This is a genomic window from Pseudomonas sp. CC11G (genome assembly GCF_056174845.1).
This window is the reverse complement of record NZ_JBWBZC010000013.1, coordinates 13,755-36,579: the sequence shown is the minus strand read 5'-3', so window position 1 is coordinate 36,579 and position 22,825 is coordinate 13,755. Positions and strand designations below refer to the sequence as shown.

Annotated in this window: 18 protein-coding genes and 6 pseudogenes; 13 read left to right on the top strand and 11 right to left on the bottom strand. The window is 62.1% G+C overall.

Translation table 11 applies throughout. From position 1 onward, the window contains the following. The first annotated feature begins 91 nt into the window (after positions 1-91). Positions 92-1,009 (top strand): bestrophin family protein, encoded by a 918-nt coding sequence (locus tag AC0V2S_RS16570; RefSeq protein WP_475510688.1) that lies wholly within the window; start codon positions 92-94, stop codon positions 1,007-1,009. 96 nt (positions 1,010-1,105) lie between these two features. Here the strand turns inward: AC0V2S_RS16570 and AC0V2S_RS16565 are convergent. Further along, a pseudogene (locus AC0V2S_RS16565) lies at positions 1,106-1,764 on the bottom strand (M24 family metallopeptidase). Positions 1,765-2,351: 587 nt separating this feature from the next. Here AC0V2S_RS16565 and AC0V2S_RS16560 point away from each other — a divergent pair. The 3 genes and pseudogenes from AC0V2S_RS16560 (at position 2,352) to AC0V2S_RS16550 (ending at position 7,180) form a co-directional block, all read left to right on the top strand. Then, positions 2,352-5,063, top strand: a complete 2,712-nt coding sequence (locus AC0V2S_RS16560) for an autotransporter outer membrane beta-barrel domain-containing protein (RefSeq protein WP_475510687.1) — start codon at positions 2,352-2,354, stop codon at positions 5,061-5,063. Continuing rightward, positions 4,945-6,072 carry an autotransporter family protein gene (locus AC0V2S_RS16555; protein ID WP_475510686.1) on the top strand — a complete coding sequence of 376 codons (1,128 nt, stop codon included), beginning with the start codon at positions 4,945-4,947 and terminating at the stop codon, positions 6,070-6,072. The genes AC0V2S_RS16560 and AC0V2S_RS16555 overlap by 119 nt, the downstream gene beginning before the upstream one ends. Then, a pseudogene (locus AC0V2S_RS16550) lies at positions 5,981-7,180 on the top strand (OmpP1/FadL family transporter). Before AC0V2S_RS16555 ends, AC0V2S_RS16550 begins: the two are co-directional and overlap by 92 nt. Here the strand turns inward: AC0V2S_RS16550 and AC0V2S_RS16545 are convergent. Both AC0V2S_RS16545 and AC0V2S_RS16540 read right to left on the bottom strand, forming a co-directional pair. Further along, a pseudogene (locus tag AC0V2S_RS16545) lies at positions 7,177-7,388 on the bottom strand (DUF6434 domain-containing protein). The pseudogenes AC0V2S_RS16550 and AC0V2S_RS16545 overlap by 4 nt on opposite strands. Positions 7,389-7,543: 155 nt before the next feature. Beyond that, the gene (locus AC0V2S_RS16540; protein ID WP_475510685.1) at positions 7,544-8,362 is read right to left on the bottom strand and encodes an alpha/beta fold hydrolase; all 819 of its coding nucleotides are present in this window, start codon (positions 8,360-8,362) and stop codon (positions 7,544-7,546) included. A 225-nt stretch (positions 8,363-8,587) separates the two neighbouring features. Between AC0V2S_RS16540 and AC0V2S_RS16535 the strand changes: the two genes are divergently transcribed. The 4 genes and pseudogenes from AC0V2S_RS16535 to AC0V2S_RS16520 form a co-directional block, all read left to right on the top strand. Next, on the top strand, positions 8,588-8,848 hold the full coding sequence (locus tag AC0V2S_RS16535) for a hypothetical protein (protein ID WP_475510684.1): 261 nt from the start codon (positions 8,588-8,590) through the stop codon (positions 8,846-8,848). After that, a complete protein-coding gene (locus tag AC0V2S_RS16530; RefSeq protein ID WP_475510683.1) occupies positions 8,796-9,236 on the top strand; it encodes an ABC transporter substrate-binding protein in 441 nt (146 codons plus the stop codon). Before AC0V2S_RS16535 ends, AC0V2S_RS16530 begins: the two co-directional genes overlap by 53 nt. A gap of 271 nt (positions 9,237-9,507) precedes the next feature. Beyond that, on the top strand, positions 9,508-9,642 hold the full coding sequence (locus tag AC0V2S_RS16525) for a hypothetical protein (RefSeq protein ID WP_475510682.1): 135 nt from the start codon (positions 9,508-9,510) through the stop codon (positions 9,640-9,642). Between the two features lie 216 nt (positions 9,643-9,858). Further along, positions 9,859-11,025, top strand: a pseudogene (locus AC0V2S_RS16520) (IS3 family transposase); the annotation flags it as partial. Positions 11,026-11,083: 58 nt separating this feature from the next. Here AC0V2S_RS16520 and AC0V2S_RS16515 read toward each other — a convergent pair. From AC0V2S_RS16515 to AC0V2S_RS16505, 3 genes are all read right to left on the bottom strand, one after another. Further along, positions 11,084-11,332: a DUF1145 domain-containing protein gene (locus AC0V2S_RS16515; RefSeq protein WP_475510681.1), complete on the bottom strand. Its 249-nt coding sequence runs from the start codon at positions 11,330-11,332 to the stop codon at positions 11,084-11,086. A gap of 74 nt (positions 11,333-11,406) precedes the next feature. Then, complete coding sequence (locus AC0V2S_RS16510) at positions 11,407-12,783, bottom strand: DUF1254 domain-containing protein (RefSeq protein WP_475510680.1); 1,377 nt, start codon at positions 12,781-12,783, stop codon at positions 11,407-11,409. A gap of 1 nt (position 12,784) precedes the next feature. After that, entirely contained in the window at positions 12,785-14,572 is a 1,788-nt protein-coding gene (locus AC0V2S_RS16505) for an alkyl/aryl-sulfatase (protein WP_475510679.1), read from the bottom strand. Positions 14,573-14,669: 97 nt separating this feature from the next. Here AC0V2S_RS16505 and AC0V2S_RS16500 point away from each other — a divergent pair, with 97 nt between their 5' ends. After that, positions 14,670-15,560: a LysR family transcriptional regulator gene (locus tag AC0V2S_RS16500; RefSeq protein ID WP_475510678.1), complete on the top strand. Its 891-nt coding sequence runs from the start codon at positions 14,670-14,672 to the stop codon at positions 15,558-15,560. Between the two features lie 116 nt (positions 15,561-15,676). Here the strand turns inward: AC0V2S_RS16500 and AC0V2S_RS16495 are convergent, their stop codons facing one another. Then, positions 15,677-16,525 carry a cache domain-containing protein gene (locus AC0V2S_RS16495; protein WP_475510677.1) on the bottom strand — a complete coding sequence of 283 codons (849 nt, stop codon included), beginning with the start codon at positions 16,523-16,525 and terminating at the stop codon, positions 15,677-15,679. 133 nt (positions 16,526-16,658) lie between these two features. On the opposite strand from AC0V2S_RS16495, the gene AC0V2S_RS16490 reads away from it, so the two are divergent. After that, positions 16,659-17,087, top strand: a complete 429-nt coding sequence (locus AC0V2S_RS16490; protein WP_475510676.1) for a hypothetical protein — start codon at positions 16,659-16,661, stop codon at positions 17,085-17,087. 21 nt (positions 17,088-17,108) lie between these two features. Here AC0V2S_RS16490 and AC0V2S_RS16485 read toward each other — a convergent pair whose 3' ends face one another. The 4 genes and pseudogenes from AC0V2S_RS16485 to AC0V2S_RS16470 all read right to left on the bottom strand — a co-directional run bounded on the left by AC0V2S_RS16485 (position 17,109) and on the right by AC0V2S_RS16470 (position 19,440). Further along, a complete protein-coding gene (locus AC0V2S_RS16485; RefSeq protein ID WP_475510675.1) occupies positions 17,109-17,777 on the bottom strand; it encodes a phosphodiesterase in 669 nt (222 codons plus the stop codon). Then, on the bottom strand, positions 17,771-17,905 hold the full coding sequence (locus tag AC0V2S_RS16480; protein WP_475510674.1) for a hypothetical protein: 135 nt from the start codon (positions 17,903-17,905) through the stop codon (positions 17,771-17,773). The genes AC0V2S_RS16485 and AC0V2S_RS16480 overlap by 7 nt, the downstream gene beginning before the upstream one ends. Before the next feature lie 145 nt (positions 17,906-18,050). Further along, a complete protein-coding gene (locus AC0V2S_RS16475; protein ID WP_475510673.1) occupies positions 18,051-18,578 on the bottom strand; it encodes a cytochrome b in 528 nt (175 codons plus the stop codon). Then, positions 18,578-19,440: pseudogene (locus tag AC0V2S_RS16470) on the bottom strand (catalase family peroxidase). The gene AC0V2S_RS16475 and the pseudogene AC0V2S_RS16470 overlap by 1 nt, the downstream one beginning before the upstream one ends. 373 nt (positions 19,441-19,813) lie before the next feature. On the opposite strand from AC0V2S_RS16470, the pseudogene AC0V2S_RS16465 reads away from it, so the two are divergent. The 3 genes and pseudogenes from AC0V2S_RS16465 to AC0V2S_RS16455 all read left to right on the top strand — a co-directional run bounded on the left by AC0V2S_RS16465 (position 19,814) and on the right by AC0V2S_RS16455 (position 22,433). Then, positions 19,814-20,316, top strand: a pseudogene (locus AC0V2S_RS16465) (sigma-70 family RNA polymerase sigma factor). Beyond that, entirely contained in the window at positions 20,313-21,071 is a 759-nt protein-coding gene (locus AC0V2S_RS16460) for an anti-sigma factor family protein (protein WP_475510672.1), read from the top strand. Before AC0V2S_RS16465 ends, AC0V2S_RS16460 begins: the two are co-directional and overlap by 4 nt. Positions 21,072-21,170: 99 nt before the next feature. Next, positions 21,171-22,433: an NAD(P)/FAD-dependent oxidoreductase gene (locus tag AC0V2S_RS16455; protein ID WP_475510671.1), complete on the top strand. Its 1,263-nt coding sequence runs from the start codon at positions 21,171-21,173 to the stop codon at positions 22,431-22,433. Positions 22,434-22,825 lie beyond the last annotated feature (392 nt).

Below are 22,825 nucleotides of genomic sequence, written 5' to 3'. Positions count from 1 at the left end.
ATTCTGCCTCAAGCACGCGGCAGAGGAAGAGTGGCAAGCCGGGTGGCCGATGGCGCAGAATCCGGCCACGCTCAGTTGCCCGAGGCCGCGCATGATTACCCGCCCGCAGAACCCGTCCGCCTTTGTGCTGCTGTTTTCGCTCAAGGGTTCGATCATCACGGCGATCTGGCGCAAGGTGCTGTTCACCGTGCTGATCAGTTCGCTGGTGGTGGCCACCCACGGCACGCTGTATCACTTCAAGGTGGTGCTCACGGCCACGCCGTTTACGTTGTGGGGCCTGACGCTGGCGATCTGCCTGGGCTTTCGTAATACGGTGGCGTACCAGCGGTTCTGGGAGGCCCGTACGTTGTGGGGCGAGTTGTCGATCGTGACCCGCAACCTGACCCGGCAGATTCTCACCCTGCTGCCGATGGCGGCCGATAGCGAGCGCCGGCAATTGCTCAATCTGTTGATTGGCGTGGGTTACACGCTCAAGGATTTTCTGCGCCGCACCGGGCCCAGCGAAGAACTGCTGCGCCTGCTGGATGACGCCACCCGCGAAACCCTCGCTGGCAAACAAAGCCCGCCGGGCGCTCTGGTGCATCAACTCGGCGAACGCACCATGGCCCTGGCCCGGCAAAGCGACGCCAGCGATATGGTGCAGGTGCATCTGGATGAACAACTTACGCGCATGACGTATGTGGTCGGCGGCTGCGAGCGCATCAAGAACACGCCCATCCCCTACCCCTACATTTTGATGCTGCACCGCATCGTGCACCTGTACTGCTTTTTGCTGCCGTTCTGTCTGGTGGACAGCATCGGCTGGTTTACCCCGTTTGCGGTGTGCGTGTTGGCGTATACGTTTTTCGGGTTGGATGCGTTGGGCGATCAGATTGCCGATCCGTTTGATACCCAGCCCAATGATTTGCCGCTGGACGCGATGTGCCGCGGGCATGAGATTGCGGTGTTGGAGATGTTGGGGGAAGAGGCGCCAGAGGCGTTGCAGCCGGTGAATGGGGTGTTGCTCTAACAGCGTCGCTGCTGACCGGAGCGCCGAGAATAGAGGGCGACGCCTTCATGGGCGCCGCCATCCACGGTAACCACCCCGTCGGAGTCTACCGCGCCCTCAAACCAACAAATCTTCGTAGAACGAACCAAACGGCCGCGTCGGGTGGGCCAATTGGATCTCCAGAATCCACAGGCCACGGCTCGGCGTCTCGGCGAAATCGCCCAAGTCGCCGGCGCGGTAAATGGCATGGGGGAAGTCGCTGACGCGATGGCCTTTGATGTCCAGGTTCAGCACCCAGCCCATTTCGTGCGCCTGGGCTTCGGCAAAGTCGTAGAGCTGCTGGCCGCTGACCCCACCGGTTCGCCAGTGCACGCGCACGCGGTCGAACAAAGTTTTCGCGGCGGCAGCGCAGGCCTGCATATCGGGATCGGAACCGGTGGTAAAGGTGGCGCCGGCATCGCCCTCATGGCCGCCGAACACCACGCCCAGATCGATAAAAAATATGTCGTTGGTGCCAAGCACAGGGTCGCCGACGGAGCGCTGCTTGAAGGTTTCAGGGTGTTGGCGCCGAAGCGGATCAGCACGGGATGCCAGATGCGCTGCATGCCGATATCAGCCAACACCTGCTTGGCGATGAGCTGCGCTTGGGACTCACGCAAGCCCGGTCGAATCTGCGCGGCGATCTGTTCAATAACGCGCCAGGTCATCTGCTGCGCGTGTTGCATGGCCTGCACGCTGTAGTGCTGGCCAACGGCTTCTTTCGATATGGCATTCACTGCGCGCTCCCCTGGCTCGATAGAGCCCTTCCAGTCATGGCGCTAGATTATTTTGAATACAACAAAAAGCTCAAACTTAAATGGGCGGCCCGGCGGCACGTATCCAAAACCAGACATTCGTCTACAGTCTGGATACCAAAGGACTCAGCCCGCCGCCGCGGGTATGGCCTGTAGTCACAACGGACGTGTACCCGCGTGTTGGTCTTGAGCCTAGAGCCCGCCGGCTTTGCTGCTGGCGAATGGACGCAGATTGACACGGAGGTACCCATGGCACCGCTATCGGTTCGTGCACCGGCCAAGCCATTATTTTCTTTCTCGCATAACCCGCTGTGGCTCGCTGTTGTGCTGCTAGCCAGCAGCGAGGTTAACGCCGCCTGCGGCCCTCTTGCGGCCGGCAGCTACACCGTCACGCAAAGCTGTACGCCGGGCGCAACCGTGGATGCAAGCATCAACACCCAGGCGCCCACCAGCATTATCACCACCGCCGCTCAGGCCATTTTCAGCCGGGCACAGAGTGCCAACACCAGTATCTCCCTGAGCGGCACCAGCATTACCAGCACCCCGCCAGCGGGTACGTTTTCACCGCCGTGTTGGCGCAGATCACCGGCGCGGGCACCGGCAACGCGGCCATCAGCCTGCTCAGTGGCGCCAACTCGATTACTGGCGCCGGCAATATTCAGGACGCCATCGGCATCACCAATGCCAACTCCGGCACCTCCACGGTGACGGTAGCCGCCGGTAGCACCCTGGACATCCGCAGCCAGGTCACCGGCACCGAACACGATGGCATCGACATCAGCGCCAACGGCGGCGGCGATATCAACCTGCAGCACAACGGCAGCGGCCTGATCACCACCTTTGGCGGCAACGGTATCTGGCTGAAAGCAACCGGCACCGGCGCCATCACCGCGCAGGTGGGCAGCGGCGTGAGTTTTGTCACCGACACCACCGACCCCGCTTCCGCTGGCGCCCCCATAATCGACGACACCGACCCCACGGCCGGCGCCGGCAACCATGCCGGCGTGCATACCAGGGCGGTAAACGGCAATACCACCGTGGTGACGGCCGCCACCATTCAAGGCGTGGGCATGAACGCCAGCGGCATCATGACCGAAGGCGGCGCGGGTGATACCAGCCTGCAAAACAGCGGCGCCATCACCACCAGCGGAGTGAACGGCTTTGGCATTCGCTCGCTGTCCACCACCGGCAGCATCGATGTGCGCAACAGTGGCGCCATTACCACCACGGGCGGTGGCGGCCACGGCATCTACGCCAACGACAACGTCGGCGCACTAGGCACGATCAGCATCGAAAACAACGGCGCCATTCAGGTGGGCGACGCCAGCAGCGCCACCGGCTCGCGCGCGATTTTTGTGATCAAGCGCGGCACTGGCGATGTGAACGTGTCCGGCAGCGGCAATCTCACTGTGCTGGGCGGCCTGAGTACCACCCGTGCCTACGGCATCATCCTCACGGCCGAGGGCGGCAACATCGGTGTGGATTACAGCGGCGCGATCTCGGCCAGCGGTTTTGCCGCCGGCGGTATTCGGGCGGACGCCATCGTCGGCAATGTGCAAGTCGACTATTCCGGCAGCCGCATCGAAACCTTCAACGGCAATGCCAACGCCATCTACGCCTCCAACCAATCCGCCACCAGCACGGTGCAGGTGAATGCCGGCGGCACGCTGATTACTCACTCGAACCAGGGCAGCGGCGATGGCACGGGCATTGGCTCGTTCGGTATTCAAGCGCTCACGGGCGGCGGCGATGTGGGCATCAATTTTACCGGCCCGCTGATCGATGTGAACGGTCAGGGCGCGGCCCTTTTGGCTGGCACGGCGTTCAACGCCGGCACCGGGGTGGGCAGCGTCACCATCAATAACAGCGGCAGCCTCCTCGCCCGTGGCAACCAGCAGCGCGGCATTCGTACCCTGAGTGGCACGGGCCAGCAGATCATCGTCAACACCGGCGCCATCGAAACGCGTGGCGCCACCGATAGCCAGGGCATTCTGGCCGAGGCCAACGGCGCCGCCGATTTGCTGGTGAACAATAGCGGCGCGATTTCCAGCCGTGGCACCGGCTCCTCCGCTATCGACGCACTTACCGTTGGCGGCACGGCCGAGGTGGATAACAGCGCTGCGCTCAGCGGCGGCTGGGGCACCAGCACCGGGGTGTCGCTCGGGGGCTTGACGCAAATTCTGACTAACACCGGTTCAATTGGCGCCCTGAGCGACAACGCCATTCGCGCCGACGCCAATGGCAGCAGCGGCACCGCTTCGCTGGATAACGGCGGGCAAATCACCGGCAGCATCACGGCCACCGCCTCCACCACCAGTCTTGCCAACCACGGCAGTTGGGTGCTGCGTAACTTTGCCGACAGCACCGGCAGCGGCACGCGCGACACTTGGGGCGTAGCGGTGAATAACCTGGGTACGGCCGGCGATAACACTATCGATAACAGCGGCCTTATCAGCCTCGCCGCGCAGCCGGCTTCCGGCATTCAAACCTTCACCACCAGCGGCGCATATCTGCCGCTGGGCCAGAGCGCCAACACGCCGGTGCTCGGCGGCGCAGTGCAGGGGCAGATATTAGGCGTCAGCCAGTTCACCCATAGCGGCATCCTCGACCTCAGCGGCGGCGCGCGCGCAGTCGGCAATGTGCTGGTGATAGGCGGCGGGCAAACGGCCGGGGTGGATGGCGGCGGCGTATTTGTGTCCAACGGCGGCAGCCTGATTCTGAACACCGACCTCAACGAAGGCGGCGCCAATAGCCGCTCGGATATGTTGGTGGTCGACAGCACGCAAACCAGCGGTGGCGCCACGCGTATTCAAATTCGCCACGTCGCAGGCCTGGGCGCGCTCACCGAAGGCAACGGCATTGCCGTGGTCGATCTGCTCAACAACTCGGCGGCGGCCAGCGACGCCAGCGCCTTTACCCTCGGCCACCGCGTGGTAGCCGGCCCCTATGAATATCACCTGGCGCGCGGCGCCGAAGATGGCAGCGCCACCGACACCTGGTTCCTGCGCTCGACCCGTGTGGACGGGGGCGGCGACGACCCCACGCCCGCCTACCGCCCCGAAGTATCGCTGTACGGCGCCCTGCCCGCGCTGACCCTGCTGTACGGCCGGGCAATGCTCGACACGCTGCACGAGCGAGTCGGCGAAGAGCGGCTAAACCCCGATGAGCCACTGCCGCCCGAAAACCTATGGCCCGTCGCTGGGCTGGGGCCGAGTGATCTACCGCAGCGGCAAGCAAGAGGCCGATCACCAGACCCTCACCGGCCGAACTCCGGAATATAACTATGACCTCACCGCGTTCCAGCTCGGCGCCGACCTTTACCGCAAAACCAGCAACGATGGCAGCCATCAGCAAGCCGGTCTGTCCATCGCCAGCGGCCATCTGGATGCGGGCGTCAAACACGAACGTGGCCTCAATGCTGGTGACGACTCCTTGCGTGGCTACAGCCTGGGCGGCTACTGGACCTACTTCGACACCGACGGCTGGTACGTGGATGGCGTGGCGCAGCTCAACCATTTCGATATCAAGGCGCGGCCGAATAACCTGACCCACTTCGATACCGAGGGCTGGGGTTACACGTTGTCCCTGGAAACCGGCTACCCGATGGAAGCCGACAAAGACCTGTATATCGAGCCGCAGGCCCAGGTGATTTACAGCTACGTCGACCTCAATGACGCCAAGGACGAAGGCGCCCATGTGCGCTTCGAGGACGTCGACTCTCTGATCGGCCGCCTCGGTGTGCGCATCGCCAAGGACTGGTTCGACCAGCAGCCCAACGAACCGCTGCGCCGCACCAACGGCTGGATACGGCCGAGCATCTGGCATGAGTTCCGGGCCAAGCCGAACACCGAATTTTCTTCCGAGACCGGCTATGTGCCGTTCCACTCAGACTTCAGCGGCACCACCGGCGAGCTGAATCTGGGTGTGGATTACCAGGCTGATCGGCGCACCACTTTTACCGTGTCGGCGGGCTACCAGCAGAGCTTCGACGGCGATGCCCACGGGTATGACGTGATGGTGGGTTTCAAGATGAAGTTTAACGGCGGCACACATTCGACCGAAGGCCGGCATAACCCGCAGCACTGCTCTACTTTGAAGGGGGCCTATCAGATTACCAAGGACGTGTTTGATGAATCGCAACCACACTCTGCTCGCGCTGGCCCTTGCCAGCTATACCGGCACCAGCTTTGCCGGCGGCATTCAACTCTACGAAGCCGGCCAGGAAGGCGCTGGGCTGGCCAATGCCGGCGCCGCCGCTCTGGCGACCGACCCCAGCGTGCTGATGAGTAACCCGGCCGGCATCAGTGCCCTGAGTGGCACCCAGGTCACCCTCACTGGCCAGGCGGTACTTGGCGACCTGCATTTTCCCGTGACAGCGGCAATAACATCTCCGGCAACGAAGGCGGCAACCCCCTGCCCTTTCTGCCGGGCTCGAGCTTTTTTATCAGCCACCAGTTGGATGACCGCTCCAGTATTGGCTTCGGTATGTACGGCAACTTCGGCCTGAGCGTGGACTATGACGACGACTGGGCCGGGCGTTATTTCACCCAGGAGTCGACGATTCTCGGCATCTCGCTGCAGCCCACCTACGCGTACAAAATCAACGATGACCTTTCCGTCGGCATCGGCCCACGTCTGGTGTATGGCTACTACCGCACCGAAATCGCCATCAACCAGAACCTGCTGCCAGGCAATGATTTTCAGGATGGGCAGGCGCGGTTCAAAGACACCGATGTGGGCTACGGCGCGAATGTCGGCGTCCGCTATCAGCTAAGCCCAAGCACCGTGCTGGGCGCCACCTACACCAGCAAGGTCGACCTGGAGTTCAAGGACAGCCTGGAGCTCAAACACATCGACAACCCGCTGCTCAATCTGGTGCTGCGGCAGATCAACGTCGATGACCTGGAACTGGACATGACCATTCCACAAACCGCCACCGTGAGCGTTGCCCACCAGCTCGACCCACAGTGGACGCTGCTGGCTTCGGCAAACTGGCAGGACTGGAGCGAGTTCGGCGACATCGGCGTGGACATCGATACTGCCCGTAGCGATATCTCGCGCTCGGTCGACCGTCAGTACAAAGACACCTGGCATTTTTCGGTCGGCGCTCAGAACCAGATCAGCCCTGCACTGCGCTGGAACATGGGCGTGGGCTACGACAGCTCGGCGGTGGACGACAAGGACCGCACCGTGGACAACCCCATGAACGAAACCTGGCGCCTGGCCACGGGCTTAACTACAAGGTGGATGAGGAGCTGTCGCTGAACCTCAACTACACGCTGGTGTGGCTGGGCAATATGGAAGTCGAGCAGAGCAAGAACAACGGCAACACGGTGTCCGGCGAATACCGCAACAGTGCGCTGCATATCATCGGCGGGGTGCGACCTGGCGGTTCTAAGCCTGGCCGTGACGACGGGTCCACTCGGCGGCGACGTCACCCATGGTCTGCGGTTCGCCACTGCGGATCCAGGCCATGAAGTCGCGGGGAGTTTGAAATGGGTGCCGCATTGCTCGGTCATAAACCGGCGGACGTTTTGCGTGGAGCGGTAGTTTTTGTCTAGCGGGGTTTGCCCGGTGATGGGGTCGGCGTGCCAGTCGAAGGGCATGGGGGTTCTTCCGTGAAGGGGGACGGTGTTGTAACCCAAAACGTCGGCACCTGAAAGAGTCTGGATCCCCGCCTGCGCGGGGATGACGGAGTGATCCGTTACATCCCCGTCATTCCCGCGCGGGCGGGAATCCAGAATCTCGCGTCAGGCAAAAATCACTCGGCAATAAAGCTCAACAAATCTTCATTCAGCTCCTGCGCATGGGTTACGGCAAAACCATGCGGCGCGCCCTTGTACACCTTCAACTGCGCGCCCTTGATCAACTGCGCTGCCAGCTTGCCGGTGGTTTCGAACGGCACGATCTGGTCGCCGTCGCCATGGATTACCAGAGTCGGCACATCCACCTTGGCCAGGTCGCCACGGAAGTCGGTTTCGGCAAACGCGGTCACGCAATCCACGGTGCCTTTGAGAGATGCCAGCAAGGCGATATTCAGGGTTTGCGTGAGCACGCCGTCAGACACGACCTGGCCCTGGTTGATGCCGTAGAACGGTGTGGAAAAGTCGGCGATAAATTGCGCGCGGTCTTTCAACAGGCCGGCTTTGATACCGGTGAACACCGATAGATCGACGCCTTCAGGGAAGTCCGCCGCCTTGCCGAAAATCGGCGTGACCGCGCCTAGCAGCACCAGCTTGGCTACACGGGCAGTGCCGTATTTACCGATGTAACGGCTGACGTCACCGCCGCCCATGGAAAAGCCCACTAGGGTCACGTCCTTGAGGTCGAGGTGTTCGATCAGCTGGGCGATATCGTCGGCGAAGGTGTCGTAGTCGTAACCGGTCCATGGCTGGCTGGAGCGGCCGAAACCACGGCGGTCAAAGGCGATGGTGCGGTAGCCGCGCGAGCTCAGATACTCCATCTGGTATTCCCACATATCGGCGTCCAACGGCCAGCCGTGGCTGAACAACACGGGCTTGCCGCTGCCCCAATCCTTGAAGTAGATCTCGGTGCCGTCTTTGGTTTGGAACGTGCTCATAGCGCTCTCCTGAAGAGTCCGTGTTTCATCGAGTAGAAAGACAAGAATCTTTGTCACTGCCCACTATCCGCCCGGAATATGACGGCGCATTGGATGGCTGTGCTGGATTGGAATTTTGCTTACAGAGGTAAGCACGGTTCTCAATTTTGTCGACACAAACAACGCACGCCGACGCTCTGGGATAAGCTCGCGGCGCCACCCCTTTGCCCTCTGCTGGAGCCTTGCATGCGCCTTTCCCGTTTTATGGCCATCGCCTTTTTTGTGCTGCTGGGCAGTAGCACCAGCGCCTTGGCCCGCGATCAGTTCAGGGTGTGCTGGAGCAACGACGTGGGCGCGTTGCCGTGGGGCTATGCCGCGCAGCAGAAGATCGTTGCCAAATGGGCCAGGAAGTACCGCATCAGCATTGATATGGTGCGTGTCGACGACGCCACCGATGCCGTCAAGCAATACCACCGCCGGCCAGTTCGATGGCTGCACCATGAATAACCTGCAGGCCCTTACGCTGCCGGCCGCCGCCGGGATCGATACCACGGCGCTGCTTATCAACAACTTCTCGGCAGGCAACGACGGCATTCTGCTGCGCGGCAAAAACCTGCGCGCGCAAGACCTGCGGGGCAAGGACGTGCACCTGGCAAAAAACTCAGTGGCGCATTATCTGCTGGTGCGTGCGTTGGAGTCGGTGCAATTGAGCGAAGAGGATGTGACGGTAACGCCCACCGCCGAGGGCGATCTGCTGGCCGCTTATGGCGCTGGCGATATCGCTGCGGTTGCCGCCTGGAACCCGACGTTGGCGCAGCTCAAGGCCGCCGGCGACAACACGTTGGTATTCAGCTCGCACCGGATTCCGGGGAAATCGTCCAACTGCTGGCGGTGAACACCGACACCCTGCTCGCCAACCCGGCGCTGGGCCGGGCACTCACCGGGGCGTGGTTTGAAACCATGCAACGGATGCGCGCCCCGGACGACAAAGGCGTCGCTACCCTCAGCGCCATGGCCAAAGGTGCGGGAATGGCGCCGGAAGACTACGACGCCCAGCGCCGTAAAAACCGCTCGTTCTACTCCCCCCGCAGCGCCGTAACCTTTGCCGAAAGCCCCGCTCTGCCGGCGGCCATGGAGCGCATAAGCGCCTTGCGTTTAGCCACGACATGCTCGGCAAAGCCACCAGCGCGCAGAGCATTGGTATTTCGTTTGCCAACGGCGTGGTGGTGGGGAGCCCGGCGAATATCAAATTGCGGTTTGATCCGGCGTTTATGCAGGTGGCGGCGGATGGGCGGTTGTGATTAGCCCCCCTCTCCCGCTTGCGGGAGAGGGGCTGGGGGTGAGGCAGCAATTTTCGGCACAAACCAATATCACGGCGCCTGTGCGATCCCCCCTCTCCCTAGCCCTCTCCCCGCTGGGGCGAGGGGACTGAACCGCGCGCGCATTGACTCTGAAGTGGCCTAATGATTCTGGACACCTCGATAGGGCGTTAAGATTCGCCCACAGCAGAGGTGGATATGAACAGAAGAGTGTTTAGTTCGGAATTCAAACTGGAAGCAGCGGGTCTGGTTGTGGACCAGGGCTACTCAGTACCGGCAGCCTGCAAGGCGATGGGTGTGGGAGAAACGGCCATGCGCCGTTGGGTCGAACAATTAACGCTTGAGCGCAACGGCCGAACACCTGAGCGCAGCAAGGCTCTGACGCCTGAGCAGCGGCGCATTCAGGATCTGGAAAAGCAGGTTCGCCGCTTGGAGCAGGAGAAAGAGATTCTAAAAAAGGCTACCGCTCTCTTGATGTCGGGCGCGCTCGACTAGTTCACCTGGTCGAGGCATTGGGCGAGCAATACCCTTGTGCACTGCTTTGTCGCTTGTTCGAAGTGAACCGCAGCAGCCTCTATGCTGAGCGTCAGAGCCGCAAAAAGGAGTCGTTGCAGCGTGATCTTTTGCGCCAGCGTGCAATGACATTGCATGCTCAAAGCCGGCGATCTGCGGGCGCGAGGAGTCTTTCGGCGGCCTTGCGCAAAGAGGGATTTAAGGTTGGGCGTTTTCTCGCTGGGCGTTTGATGCAGGAAGCCGGTTTGTTCAGTACTCAACATCGCCGCCATAAGTACCGTCAAGCAGACGGTGAAAGCGTTATTGCCACCAATGAACTGAATCGCCAGTTCACCACCAGCAAGCCAAACCAAGTGTGGTGCGGCGACGTGACTTACCTCTGGGCTGGCGCGCGCTGGATCTATCTGGCGGTTGTAATGGATCTACATGCACGACGAATTGTCGGCTGGGCCATCTCTGATCGGGCGGACTCGCAGCTTACGAAACGCGCTTTGCGCGTCGCCTTTGAGGCTCGCGGATGCCCTCAAGGACTGCTTTTTCACTCTGACCAGGGCAGCCATTACAGCAGCCTGGCGTTTCGCCAATTGCTTTGGAGTTATCAGATTCGCCAGAGCATGAGTCGGCGGGGTAACTGCTGGGATAACGCACCTATGGAGCGTTTCTTCAGGAGCCTCAAGTCAGAATGGATCCCTTCGTTGGGGTATACAACGCAGGAGTTGGCCGAGCGCGATGTTCTGCGTTACATCACCGAGTACTACAACCATCAACGCCCACACAGCTACAACGAATACCAAACACCAGCAGCGCGCGAAGCGCTGGCTGGTTAAACCTAAACCGGTGTCTAGTTTTAGTTGACCACTTCACTCCCCTCGCCCGCCTGCGGGAGAAGGGCTGGGGGTGAGGGCACGCTTTACCGCGCCAGCCCACGCAAATGCAAAAACCCGAACAACAACACCTGCACCCGCTCCAGCCACGGAAACGCCTGGCGCTTGAGGCGGCTGTTGAACAGCAGCGCTTCGCCCACGTGGGCAGCCAACAACACGCCAGTCAGCAACAACAACGGCCGGTGCAGGGGTTCGCCAAAGGGATAGATGATATTGAGCAGGGCCATCAGCCAGAACATGGCGAGGGCACCTTTGAGGAAGGACATCAGGTGCATGGGTGTTCCTTGTTGTGGGATCAGCCGTCAGTGTGACGGCTGATCTTTTCCACCTCCCCGCACTTTTGGGTGGCTCACGGCACCCGTTCAATCGCCGGCATATTCCACTTGCCGGACAAAATCGACGCTTCAGGCCAATACAAACGCGCGGTCAACGCAAAGCCACCCTCCTTGGGAATCGGCAGCCAGTTGCCTTGCCACTCGCCGGCCGGTGCGTCGGCTTGCAGGTAGATATCCAGCGAGCCGTCGGCGTTGCGTTTGAGGGCATCGCGGTCGCCTAGCGCGTAGCGGTTCAGCGGGTTGTCCACCAGATAACCATCGGCGTCGTACACCGTCACCGACCAGAACGCGCGCACCGGCGGCAGTTGCCCGGCGGCAAAGTGCAGGCGGTAGCGTTGGCCGCCTTGCAGCGCTTTACCGTCGGCGTCTTGCAACGCGTTGGGGTAGATGGCGTCTTCGGCCAGGTTGGCGCCGAAACCGGCCATGGCCACCGCCGCCCGCAAGCCGTATTCACTGCCGTAACGGCCGACCTGCGCCGGCGGCACGCGCCAGCCGGCTTTCAGCACGGGGGGATGGGCAATCGCTTCTTGCAGCTTGTGTTCAGCCAACCAGATACCGAGGGCCACGGCACGCTGTTGCAACCAACCCCAGCTCGGCACTTCCTGCCCCGGCTGCACGCCCAGACGCGCCAAGCCTTGCAGCGCGGCCTGGTCGACGGTGGCCGACGGCGGATTGCTGACCATCAACCGCGCCAGACGCTGGAAGAAGTCGCGGTTAGCCATCGCGCGCATCTGGTACAGCGGCGGCGTGGCGGCCTCGCCTTTGTGCGCCGGCGGCACCTGCGATTCACTGCGCTTGCCCTGCTGCCAGTCGCTCAACGGGGTGAGCGTGATGTGCTGCTGAATGCCGTGCACGGTGTCGTAGTCGGCCACGCCATTGGTTTGCAGGCGCCCCAAAAGCCAGGCGATGGCCGTCGGCGCACGCAACAGCTGCATGCCGGCGGGCACCTCGCCTTTCCAGGTCGGCCCCACCAGCAGATACGTACCGGCGCCCTGCCCCGTGGTGCGCGGGCCTAACGAGGCGTAGACGTTGGTCCACGCATCGAGAAACTGCATCACGTTGTAGCGTTCGGTCGCCGGCATCTCGAACACCAGCGCCTGCTCGCTCAGGTCCAGCCACGCCACCGAGTACAGGGTGTCGACATTGGGCCGCACGATTTCGCGAAAGTGTGCGTCGGGAAACTTCTGCACATGCACCAAATGCTGCAGCGGCGCCAGGCTGTGATTGAAAGCGTCGCGGGTGATTTCGGTGATCACCAGCGGGTAACCAAACACATAGCCTTCGGCCGCATCACGGATGGTCTGGCGCTGGCTGAACAGCACAGCGGCTGCCAGCAGCACCAGCACAACCAACGTCATCAAGGCTTTGAACCAGAGACGAGACCTCAGCATTTCAACGCACCGTCAGGTTGATGGGGCTATCGGAAAAATCGAAGCAGCCGAGGAAGGTTTTGATGTCCAGCAAGCTGCCGTCGACTTTCACATCGCCCAGTACGGCGCCCTTGAGCAGGCTGTTCTGGCCGCTGATGACGGTGTCCAGGTAGGTTTTGTCGAGGGTCAGTTTCAGTGTGGTGCCTTCAGGAATACCGGGGTGCAACTGCACCACGCCACGGCGCACTTCCAGGGCCCATTGCTCGTTGATATCGGGGAACACAAAGCCCAGGGTCAGGTTCACGTCGTTGGCTTTGTCCGGGTCTACACGGGTCACCCAGTTCTGCAGGAACACTTTCACCGGCAGGTTTTTCAGCATGTCTGGCGAGAGGAACGTGCCGCGCAGGCGCTTGGCCATCTCCGCCAATTGCTCTTCACCCAGGGTGCCTTCGAGCTCCATGGCGCTCATCAGGTACCAGTTGCGCCAGTTGATGTTCATCTGCGCGTAGCCCAGTTTGCGGAAGCTGCGGGCTTTGATATCGCGGGCCAGTTTGTCGCCGTGGTCGATGCGAATCACGTAGGTGGCGAGCTCCGCGGCCCATTGGTAATCGCCTTTCAGGTAAGCGTCGCCAGCGGCCAGCAGCACTTTGTCGTGGCCGCCCATCAGCTCGACCATACGGGTGGCTTTTTCCACCGGTGGAATCGGGTTGAGGTCCACCGGGTCGCCTTTAAACCAGCCCAGGTAGCCTTCGTAAATCTGCCGCACGCTGTGTTTTACGGTGCCGTAGTACTCACGCAGGTACGGGGTGTAGCCGGCCAGGTGCGGCGGCAGTTGCACTTTTTCGACCAACTCGTCGGGGGTCAGGCCTTTGTTCATCCAGCGCACGGTCTGGTCGTGGATATAGGCGATGCCGTCGCGGGTCATGCGCAGCACTTCTTCCACCTGGTCGGCACCAGTTACCGGGCGACCGTGGGACGGCACCATGTACTGGGCATGGAAGTCGCGCAGCAGATCCAGGCTGTTCACCCACGCCACCGGGTCGCGGAATTTGGCGCCGCGCAGGGTGTGGATATTCGGCAGGGTCGGGCCCTGGTCCACTTCAGCACTGAGCAATACGCCGCTGCTGGGGATGTACATGACGATCTCGTCCGGCGCCTCGCTCGGTGCCCAACGGAATTGCACCGGCAGGCCGGCGATAGTGGTGTCGAGTTTGTCTTTGAAGGTGATGGTCGGCGCAATAAACGTGCTCTGCCCGCCCACGGCAATCGGGCCGATGCCGCCGTTCATATCTTTGCGGTCGGCGGCATTCAGCGCCGCGCCAAAGGTGTAGGCCGAACGCATGGCCAGAATCGGCCCGACCAGCGCGCCTTGGGTCACCACGTTATCGAGCAGGGTTTCGTGGGCGTAGATCTGCACCTCGCCGCTCTTCACCTGTTCTTCAGTGACGAACCCTTTCACGCCGTTGATGTGGTCGGGGTGGAAGTGGCTGTAGACGATGGCCTTGACGGGTTTGTCGGTGATTTTGCGGAACTCGGCAAATACCTTGGCCGACTCTTCCGGCGACTCGCCGGTGTCGAAAATGATCAGGCCTTCGGGGGCGATCACCATCACGCTGTTGGCGATGCTCCAGCCCACGGCCGAGTAAACGGTGTCGGTGACTTTGTAGATTTGCTTGTTGAACACCTTGGTGTGTTCGGCCAGCTCGGCATTGATCGAGGGCTGGATGGTTTCCGGCGGCAGGTCAGCCAGGGCAGTCAAAGGTAGGGCGGCGGCCAACAGCAGGCCGCTGAAACGGTTGAGTGCGCTCATGGAGGATTTTCTTTTGTTGTTATGGACGCTCGCAGGTTGGCAAAGGCAGACTGATAATTCCAATGCAAAATTATTCAGCTTTTGATGCGAGAACTGCATGAATGACCTGCGCCAGCTTCGCCATTTTGTCGCCGTTGCCGAATACGGCCATTTCGCCCGCGCGGCCGAGGCCATCAACCTCAGCCAGCCGGCGCTGTCGCGCAGTATTCAGGCGCTGGAAACCAGCCTCGGCTGCCGCCTTCTGGACCGCGGGCCGCGCAATGCGGTGCTCACCGCTCACGGTCAGCTTGTGCTCGAGCATGCGCGGCGGCTGTTACAGGCCAGCCGGTCTATGCATAACGCCGTCAGCCAGTTGGCCAACCTGGAGGCCGGGGAATTGCGCCTGGGCGCCGGCCCCTACCCCGCTGCACGGCTGATACCGCGGGCACTGGGGCAACTGGTCACGCGATTTCCCAAAGTGCATGTGCAACTGGTGATCGACGGGTGGCTGCCGCTGCGCGAGCAGTTGCTGGCCGACAGCCTTGAGCTGTTTGTGGCCGATATCCGCGAGTTCGCCGGCGACCCACTGCTGCAAATCGAACCCTTGCGCAGCTACCCTGGCGTGTTCTTCTGCCGGCCGGGCCACCCGCTACTAAGCGAAGCGCATATCGACCGGGAAAAGCTCAGCCGCTACCCGTTGGCCGGCACGCAGCTGCCCGACACGGTGGCCGCCGCGCTAGGACAAATCAGCGGACGCCAGCAGTTGCTGGAGATCGAGTGCAATAACTTTTTGGTGCTTAAGGCGCTGGTGGCGAGTAGCGATGTGATCAGCATGTCGCCGTGGGATGTGGTGGCCGACGATGTGCAGAACGGGCGGCTGGAAGTGCTGCCGCTGGTCAGCGACCAGCCGGCGCAGCAGTCGGCGTACGGCGTGGTGACGCGTGCCGGGCACAGTTTGTCGCCGGCGGCGCAGGCGATGTTGGAGGAGATAAGGCGGGAGGATGGGTGATTGATGGGTGAATTGATGGGTGAATTGATGGGTTTCGCCTGCGGCTCTACCCATCCTACGGGTCAACGCTGCCTCGTAGGATGGGTAGAGCCGCTAGGCGAAACCCATGCTGTGGCCTACCGCGAGTAGTACCCCACAGCCACCAGGTAATTCCCTACCTTTTCCAGGTACGCATGCTTGTGCTCGTTGCGCTCGGTCACCGGGTTGCGCCACAGGTATTCCAGCTCGCCTTTGCCGTTTTTGTTCACGGCATCAATCATGCGCTGACCAATCTCCACGCCGTCGGGCGCCTTGAGGTTGGCGAAGTCGGTGCCGATCAGGCGGCGGTTGTAGCCGTGGGCCACGAAGCGTTTGGTTTCCAGGTCGACCACAAACACATAGAGATCGTCCTGCAGGTAACGGCGGTCCAGATCGTTGATCGCGGTGAAGGTGGTTTTCGGGTCTTTATTGATGGCCACCACCGCTTCATTCAGAAGCTTTTTCGCCGCTTGCGGGGTAGCCCGTGGCAGGTAATAACCGACGGCCAGAATGCGGTCGTTGATGCGCTGGTAGTAGGTGTGTTTGCGCTCGACCTTGCCGTCCTGGCGGTTTACCCAACGGTACTCGGCCTCGTGCATTTCCCCTTCCGGCTCGCTGATGGCGCGGGCGAAGGCTTTCTTGGTGTCGGCATCCAGAGTGGCCGATACGTCGCGGCCCACCAGCATCACCGACGGCCCGCCGCTGGCCAGCATCACGCCTTGGGTGTTGACCACATACACATACAACTGGCCGGTAACGAACTCGCCCTGGCGGCTGAAGGCGGCCAGCGCGGCGTCGCCGTTCTTCTCGTAGTAGTCCACCGCCTTGAGCAGCAGCGCCTTGGCGTGTTGCGCCTCTTCCTGATAGGCGGCATCGGACTGCGCCATTGCGTTAATACCGAACAACGACAACAACAGCGTCAACAGCACTCGGGTGGCCAGGGTCATGGGGGTGAGCTCTCTTGTTTTGGGTTGGGTGCAGTGTAGACCGCTGGTCACCAATACCATTCATCCAACCTGCTGAACCAACAACGCACTCGCCTTTTCACAGCTCAAAGCCCCCCAATAAAAGGCCACCACCATGAATACCCGCCTGCTCGTTGTACTGCTGACCTGCCTGACCTCGACCGGCGTGTGGGCCGAAGCCTGCATGGTCGAGACCCGCTCGCAAAGCGCAGCGGTGCCGATGGTGGAAGGTAAATCCTGCTACGAATACAAAGGCGTGCCGGCCGGCAGCATCGACTGGTCGTGCAGCAATGAAAGCAAGGAAACCCTGGCCAGCAGCAAAAGCAAAGTCGCCAGTTGCCCGGAAAAATCCATGGGCACCTGCACCGCGACCCTCACCCAGGAATCGATGGCCAACTCGCATTCCAGCAGCAAGGACAGCAAGGCCGAGTCGGCCAATATCCCCAAAGGGGCGCAGGTGGTGACGTATTACTACGACCTCAAGGATCAATCGCAAGCGCGCACCGATTGTGAGAAGGCTGGCGGACAGTGGCAGACCCAATAGGACGAATCGACGGCTATCGCGCTACGCAAACGGCAACGGCCCGGCAAACGCCCCAATCGGCACCCAGTGCGTAATCAGCCCCACGTCCTCCCTCCAGTGATGCAACAGCAACGCCGGCGGCTCGATATACGACGCCTCCTCGGCATCCGGCCTTAGCCGCAATGCAATTGCCGTCGTAGTGCTAGGCGCGGTGCATAACAAACTGCCGCCGAAGCGCAGCTGCATAAACCGGTGAATATGCCCGCACACCACCCGCTCCACCTGCGCATGCCGCTTGATCACTTCGGCCAGGCGAGGCCCGTTGTGGCAGGCGTACAGGTCGATATAGGGAATACCGCTGGCAAACGGCGGCTGGTGCAGCATCACCAGGGTTGGGCGGTGCGGTTCGGCGGCCAGCGTCTGGTCCAGCCAGGCTGCCGCAGCATCATCGAAGTCGCCGTGGTGCAAACCGGGAACGGTGATATCCAGCGCCACGATGCGCACCGGCCCGTATTGCCCGGCCACAAAATGCAGCGGTCCGCTGGCCGGCAAATAACCCAGGTCGGCAAAAGCCTCGCGAAAGGCTTCGCGCTCGTCATGGTTGCCGGGAATCAGCAGCAGCGGCTGCTTGATCGCGGCGAGCAACTGTTTGGCGTGCGCGTAGGATTTGGGCGAACCATCGTCGATCAGGTCGCCGGTGATGATCACCACATCGGGCGGCGGTCCAGCGCTGCAACCTGGGCCACGGCGGCGACAAACATCGCGTTGGAGTCGACCAGGCCCTGGTACAGCTCGCCCTCTGGGCAGATGTGGGGGTCTGATAGGTGAGCGATCAGCATGCAGATTCCTTTCGGTGTGGCTGAAAGGAAATGGCGCAGCAAATGTCGTACCGAGTAAAGGCAATCGAGGCTGAAGCCTCTCCCACAAGGAACATGCGGTCTGGGTGGGAGAGGCTTCAGCCTCGATGCTTTTTTGCTTTAAGGTTTACCGCCCCAGCATGCTCGCCACCACCTCATCGCGCCGAATCCAGGCATGGAACAGCGCTGCGGCCAAGTGCAGCAACACGGTCGCAAACAGCAGATACGCCAGGTAGGTATGCGCCTTGCGGAGCATGGCAAAGGTCGGCGCATCAGCGGCCAGCAGCGCCGGCAACCGCACGCTGCTGCCGAGCATCACCGGATCACCCGCCGCCGAAATCATCGCCCAGCCCACCAGCGGCAAGGCCAGCATCAAGGCATAGAGCAATACATGGGACAACTTGGCCGCGAGCTTCTGCACGCTGGGCAAATCAGCCGGCAACGGCGGCGTCACATGGGTAAAGCGCACGCCCAGGCGCACGATCACCAACAGCAAAATGGCGATGCCCAGCGGCTTGTGCAGGTTGATCAGCCATTGGTGGCGCTCGGACACCGAGGCCACCATGCCCACGCCGATAAACAACATGGCGAAGATCATCACGGCCATCAGCCAGTGCAGCACCCGCGCAGCTTTTGAGAAGTATTGAATGCTCATTAGCGGTTCCCCTCGCTTTTGTTATCAGGAGCCGGCAGCGACTCAACTTCACCCGCACGGCGTTCATACGAGGCGGCATAGGCGGCGGACCGCGCGGCGAGCAGTGGATCGTCTGAACCTTCGATACCAGCGGGCAAAATCAGCGGGTCGTAATTGATGTCGCGGCACGCGCCGTTGTCTTGCGGCTGCTCGTGTTCGATCACCAGGGTGCCGGCGTTTACCGTGCGGTGGTCGCCGTTCCAGGTTTTGCTGGCGTCATTGCTCGGGTCGCCGGGGTTGGCCAGGGTGAGCACCAGGTTCCAGCGCTGCGGGCCGGCGGCCAGGCGTTGTTGCAGGTCGGCTTGCAGGTAGTCGTCGGTTTGCGGCGCGGCGCCTGTGGCGTCGGTGGTCGCGACCATGCTCCAGCGCACGGTTTGGCGTTGGCCGGCAGCGTTGGTGACGTAGAAGGCGTTGACGCTGTTATAGGTTTCGCTGGTAAAGCTGGCCGCCGGTTTGGCGGTTTTTACCCAGGCCAGAAACGCGCCGGTTTCCGGGTGCGCAGCGAAAACGCGCCGGCTTTTTGCGGGTCGGGTTTGCCGGTGGCGGGGGTCTGGCGCGGTGGCTTGCAGCAGGCCGTAAAACGCCTCGGGCGTACCACCGGAAACACCGCCATGCTGTTCATGCCGGTGCGCCATTGTTGGCCGTTGGCCTGTTGAAAACGTAGGGCCATGCTCCGTAGAGGGGCGGCGCTGTCGGGCGAATACGGGCTGCCGGTGGGCAACGAAAAACGCCCCTGCACCGCCGTACGCGTAGCGGAAAACACCTCGGCACTGGAGAGCTCGGCCGCCGCACCATTGCTCTCGAAGTAGCCGGTGACGCAAATGCCTTTGGGGTGGTTGCGGCGAAACCCAGGTGCTCGCCATTGTTGTGCTCGAGCACATCCACCACGCGGTTCGGGGTAATGCGTTCGGGCTGAAGTAGCCGCCGGTGTAGGCCAGCGCGGCGGCGATCACTACCGTGACGGCGCCGATGGCACCGAGGCGCAGGGCAGGTTGAGCGGCTTAGGGGTGGGCGGTGCTGCGGGTCACTGTCGGCCATGGAAGCTCCAGAGTCAGGCGAAGGTGCAGTCAGACGCCCCTTCTGCGGGTTTATTCCCGGCGGCGGATTTATTTATTTTTTGCAGGGCTGGGGAATAAAGTCGGCGCACAGGCGTCTTGCTCGCCACACTCTGCTGATTACCGAGAATGCGGACCGCCATGCACGGCATCGATGACCAACTGCGCGAGCTACTCCCCAGGCTGCGCCGCTTCGCCCAGTCGCTGACGCGTAACCCTACGAGCGCCGACGACCTGGTGCAGCGAGCCTGGAAAAAGCCTGGGCCAGCAAGCAACCGGAAGGCAACCTGCGCGCCTGGTTGTTCGCCATCCTGTACCGCCAGTTTCTCGATGCGCACCGCAGCGCCAACCGCTATCGGCGTTTGCTGGAGTTGTTTACCGGAGGCCAGGACGAGCACTACGCGCCGTCGGCCGAACGCACGGTGGTGGCGCAAACCACCCTCGCCGCCTTCGAACGCCTGCCCCATGAACAACGGGCGATTCTGCTGTGGGTGACGGTGGAGGGCCTGAGCTATCAGGAAGTCGCCGCTATTCTCGGCGTGCCGATTGGCACCGTAATGTCCCGTTTATCCCGCGCGCGGCAGGCCTTGCGTCTGCTCAGCGAGGGCGAAATCACCACGCCAGCCTTACGGGTGTTGAAATGATCACACTGCCCCCCAGCGACCAGGATTTGCACGCCTACGTGGACGGCCACCTGAGCGAACCCGAGCGCGAGCAAGTGGCGCTGTACCTGGCCACTCACCCGGAAATCGCCGCCCGGGTGCAGACCTGGCAACACGACGCCCAGCAGTTGCGCGCAGCCCTGAGCGGCGCCTTGCACCTGGCGCCCAACCCGCACCTGGACCCCGCCGCCATCCGCCACGGCCTGCGCCGCCAGCGCAGCCGCCACTTCGCCACGGCCGCCCTGCTGCTGATTGCCGTAGGCCTCGGCGGTGTCGGCGGCTGGCAGGCGCGCACCCTCAACTTCGCCAGCCATATGCTGCCGATGGCCGATGCCGTACAGGCCTATCGCATGTTCGCCCTCAAGGACGGCATGGCCCGCGACTGGACGGCGAGCACCAGCAATAACCCGCAGAGCTGGCTGGACCAGCACTTCGCCCGCGCCGACCGCATTCCCGATCTGGCGGCGGCCGGTTTTACCCCAGTGGGCGGGCGGATGATCAGCACCGAACAGGGCGCGGCGGCGATGCTGGTGTACCAGGACCCGAACGGGCGCAAGGTGAGTTTCTATATTCGCCCGCCGGGCCCGCAGCATTATTTGCTGGCCCGTGGGGCGCGCCGGGATGGGGAGTTGCAGGCGGATTATTGGTCCAGCGATGAGTACAACTACGCGCTGGTGACGCCGGCCGATGATGAGGCGGCAGAGCGGGTGCGTCAGGCGCTGGGCCAATCGATTTAACGGCAAAAATCTCCGTGCGGGCACGCGGCCAAGCATGGCGTTGTACCAATGGGTAAGGTTGCGGTCAGTATCGATAGACCACCGATAACGAGCCGCTCCATGACCACAACAAAACATACGCGCGGACCCGCCCTGGTAGTTGGCGCCGGGGTGGTGGGCATTGCCACCGCCCTGTGGCTGCAACGCCACGGCTGGACAGTCACCCTGCTGGACCGCCAGCTACCCGGCACGGCTACTTCATTCGGCAATGCCTGCACCTTTGCGACCTACTCGGTGGAGCCGGTGGCCACGCCCGGTATCTGGCGTCAGGCACCGGCCTTGCTGCTCAAACCCGATAGCCCGCTGAAAGTGCGCCCCGCGTACCTGGGCAAAATCGCGCCGTGGCTGTGGCAGTTTTTGCGCGCTTCCAGCGAGCGACAGGTGCAGGGCATCAGCCGGGATCTGGATACCTTGCTCAAGCCGTGCATGACGTCGTGGAGCACGTTGCTGGACGACGCCCAGGCCAATCACCTGATTCGTCATGACGGGGCGCTGTATATCTTCGAGGCCCATGAGCGGCATGTGGCTGAAGAGATGGTGGCGTATCACCTGCCCTTCGATGTGCCGATTCGGCTGGTGGAAAACCGTGAGTTGCATGACATGGAGCCGGCGCTCAATGCCCGTGCGGCGTTGGGTGTGGAGTTGCCGGGGGTGAGTCGCACGCTGGACCCGTATGCGTTGAGCTTGCAGTTGGTCCAGCGGTTTCTGGAAATGGGTGGGCAGTTTGTGCGCGGTGAGTTGCGTGATATTCAGCGGCATGCCGTGGATGGCGAGCAGGTGGTGGCGCACCTGGCGAGCGGGCAAACGCTTTCGGCGGCGCGGGTGGCGTTGTGCACGGGGGCCTGGTCGAAGCAGTTAGCTAATTCGCTGGGGGATAACCTGCCGCAGGATACTGAGCGGGGGTATCACGTGTTGTTTGAGCAGGCGGGCGAGGTGTTGAATCGGCCGGTGTGTTGGGGCGCGGGTGGGTTTTATATGACGCCTATGGCGCAGGGGTTGCGGGTGGCGGGCACGGTGGAGTTTGCGGGGACTGAGGCGTTACCGGATCCGCGCCGGTATCGGTATCTGGCCAGTGGGGCGCGGCGGTTTCTCAATCTGCAGCATGAGCCGTCTTCGCGGTGGATGGGGTTTAGGTCGTCGATGCCGGATAGCAAGCCGGTGGTGGGGCAGTCGCGGTTGTTGCCGCAGGTTTTTTATAACTTCGGGCATGGGCATGTGGGGCTGACGTTGGGGGCGATTACGGGGCAGTTGGTGGCGGAGATGGCCAGTGGGGTGCCTGCCTCTGTGGCGGTGGCACCGTTTTTGCCGGGGCGGTTTGGCTAGGTTCGGTGGTATTCGTTACCGCGTTTGCTGGGCGTTTTTGTTTCGTGCCTTACGCGCGAGTCACTTTTTAGCAGTCGCCCTAAAAAGTAACCAAAAACGGCTTGCCCCTACCTGGGGTCTCCGCTGCGCTCCGACTTCCCTCCCTCCGTCGTCGCTCCAGGGGCCGGGCTGAGGGCCATCCATGGCCCCATCCCTCTGCGCGGCTCCCGGCCGCTACGACCCCTTACGCAACGACTCCACTCGGCCTGGCGCTAAAGGGGCGGGTGGATCACAAGCGGTAGATCACGAGCGGTAGATCACAAGCCTCGGTGCCCGTAGGAGCCAGCTTGCTGGCGAACCCTGCAAACGCAATTCGCGAACATCGTTTCCAGGGTTCGCGACCAAGGTCGCTC

Excerpts from the sequence above, each read along its gene's own strand:
- AC0V2S_RS16525 (WP_475510682.1), top strand. The coding sequence starts at position 9,508 with ATGCTCGGCAAAGCCACCAGCGCGCAGAGCATTGGTATTTCGTTTGCC.
- AC0V2S_RS16540 (WP_475510685.1), bottom strand. The coding sequence starts at position 8,362 with ATGAGCACGTTCCAAACCAAAGACGGCACCGAGATCTACTTCAAGGAT.
- AC0V2S_RS16455 (WP_475510671.1), top strand. The coding sequence starts at position 21,171 with ATGACCACAACAAAACATACGCGCGGACCCGCCCTGGTAGTTGGCGCC.
- AC0V2S_RS16570 (WP_475510688.1), top strand. The coding sequence starts at position 92 with ATGATTACCCGCCCGCAGAACCCGTCCGCCTTTGTGCTGCTGTTTTCG.
- AC0V2S_RS16495 (WP_475510677.1), bottom strand. The coding sequence starts at position 16,525 with ATGACCCTGGCCACCCGAGTGCTGTTGACGCTGTTGTTGTCGTTGTTC.
- AC0V2S_RS16535 (WP_475510684.1), top strand. The coding sequence starts at position 8,588 with ATGCGCCTTTCCCGTTTTATGGCCATCGCCTTTTTTGTGCTGCTGGGC.
- AC0V2S_RS16510 (WP_475510680.1), bottom strand. The coding sequence starts at position 12,783 with ATGCTGAGGTCTCGTCTCTGGTTCAAAGCCTTGATGACGTTGGTTGTG.
- AC0V2S_RS16555 (WP_475510686.1), top strand. The coding sequence starts at position 4,945 with ATGAGCCACTGCCGCCCGAAAACCTATGGCCCGTCGCTGGGCTGGGGC.
- AC0V2S_RS16490 (WP_475510676.1), top strand. The coding sequence starts at position 16,659 with ATGAATACCCGCCTGCTCGTTGTACTGCTGACCTGCCTGACCTCGACC.
- AC0V2S_RS16480 (WP_475510674.1), bottom strand. The coding sequence starts at position 17,905 with ATGCTGATCGCTCACCTATCAGACCCCCACATCTGCCCAGAGGGCGAG.
- AC0V2S_RS16500 (WP_475510678.1), top strand. The coding sequence starts at position 14,670 with ATGAATGACCTGCGCCAGCTTCGCCATTTTGTCGCCGTTGCCGAATAC.
- AC0V2S_RS16460 (WP_475510672.1), top strand. The coding sequence starts at position 20,313 with ATGATCACACTGCCCCCCAGCGACCAGGATTTGCACGCCTACGTGGAC.
- AC0V2S_RS16530 (WP_475510683.1), top strand. The coding sequence starts at position 8,796 with ATGCCGTCAAGCAATACCACCGCCGGCCAGTTCGATGGCTGCACCATG.
- AC0V2S_RS16515 (WP_475510681.1), bottom strand. The coding sequence starts at position 11,332 with ATGCACCTGATGTCCTTCCTCAAAGGTGCCCTCGCCATGTTCTGGCTG.
- AC0V2S_RS16505 (WP_475510679.1), bottom strand. The coding sequence starts at position 14,572 with ATGAGCGCACTCAACCGTTTCAGCGGCCTGCTGTTGGCCGCCGCCCTA.
- AC0V2S_RS16475 (WP_475510673.1), bottom strand. The coding sequence starts at position 18,578 with ATGAGCATTCAATACTTCTCAAAAGCTGCGCGGGTGCTGCACTGGCTG.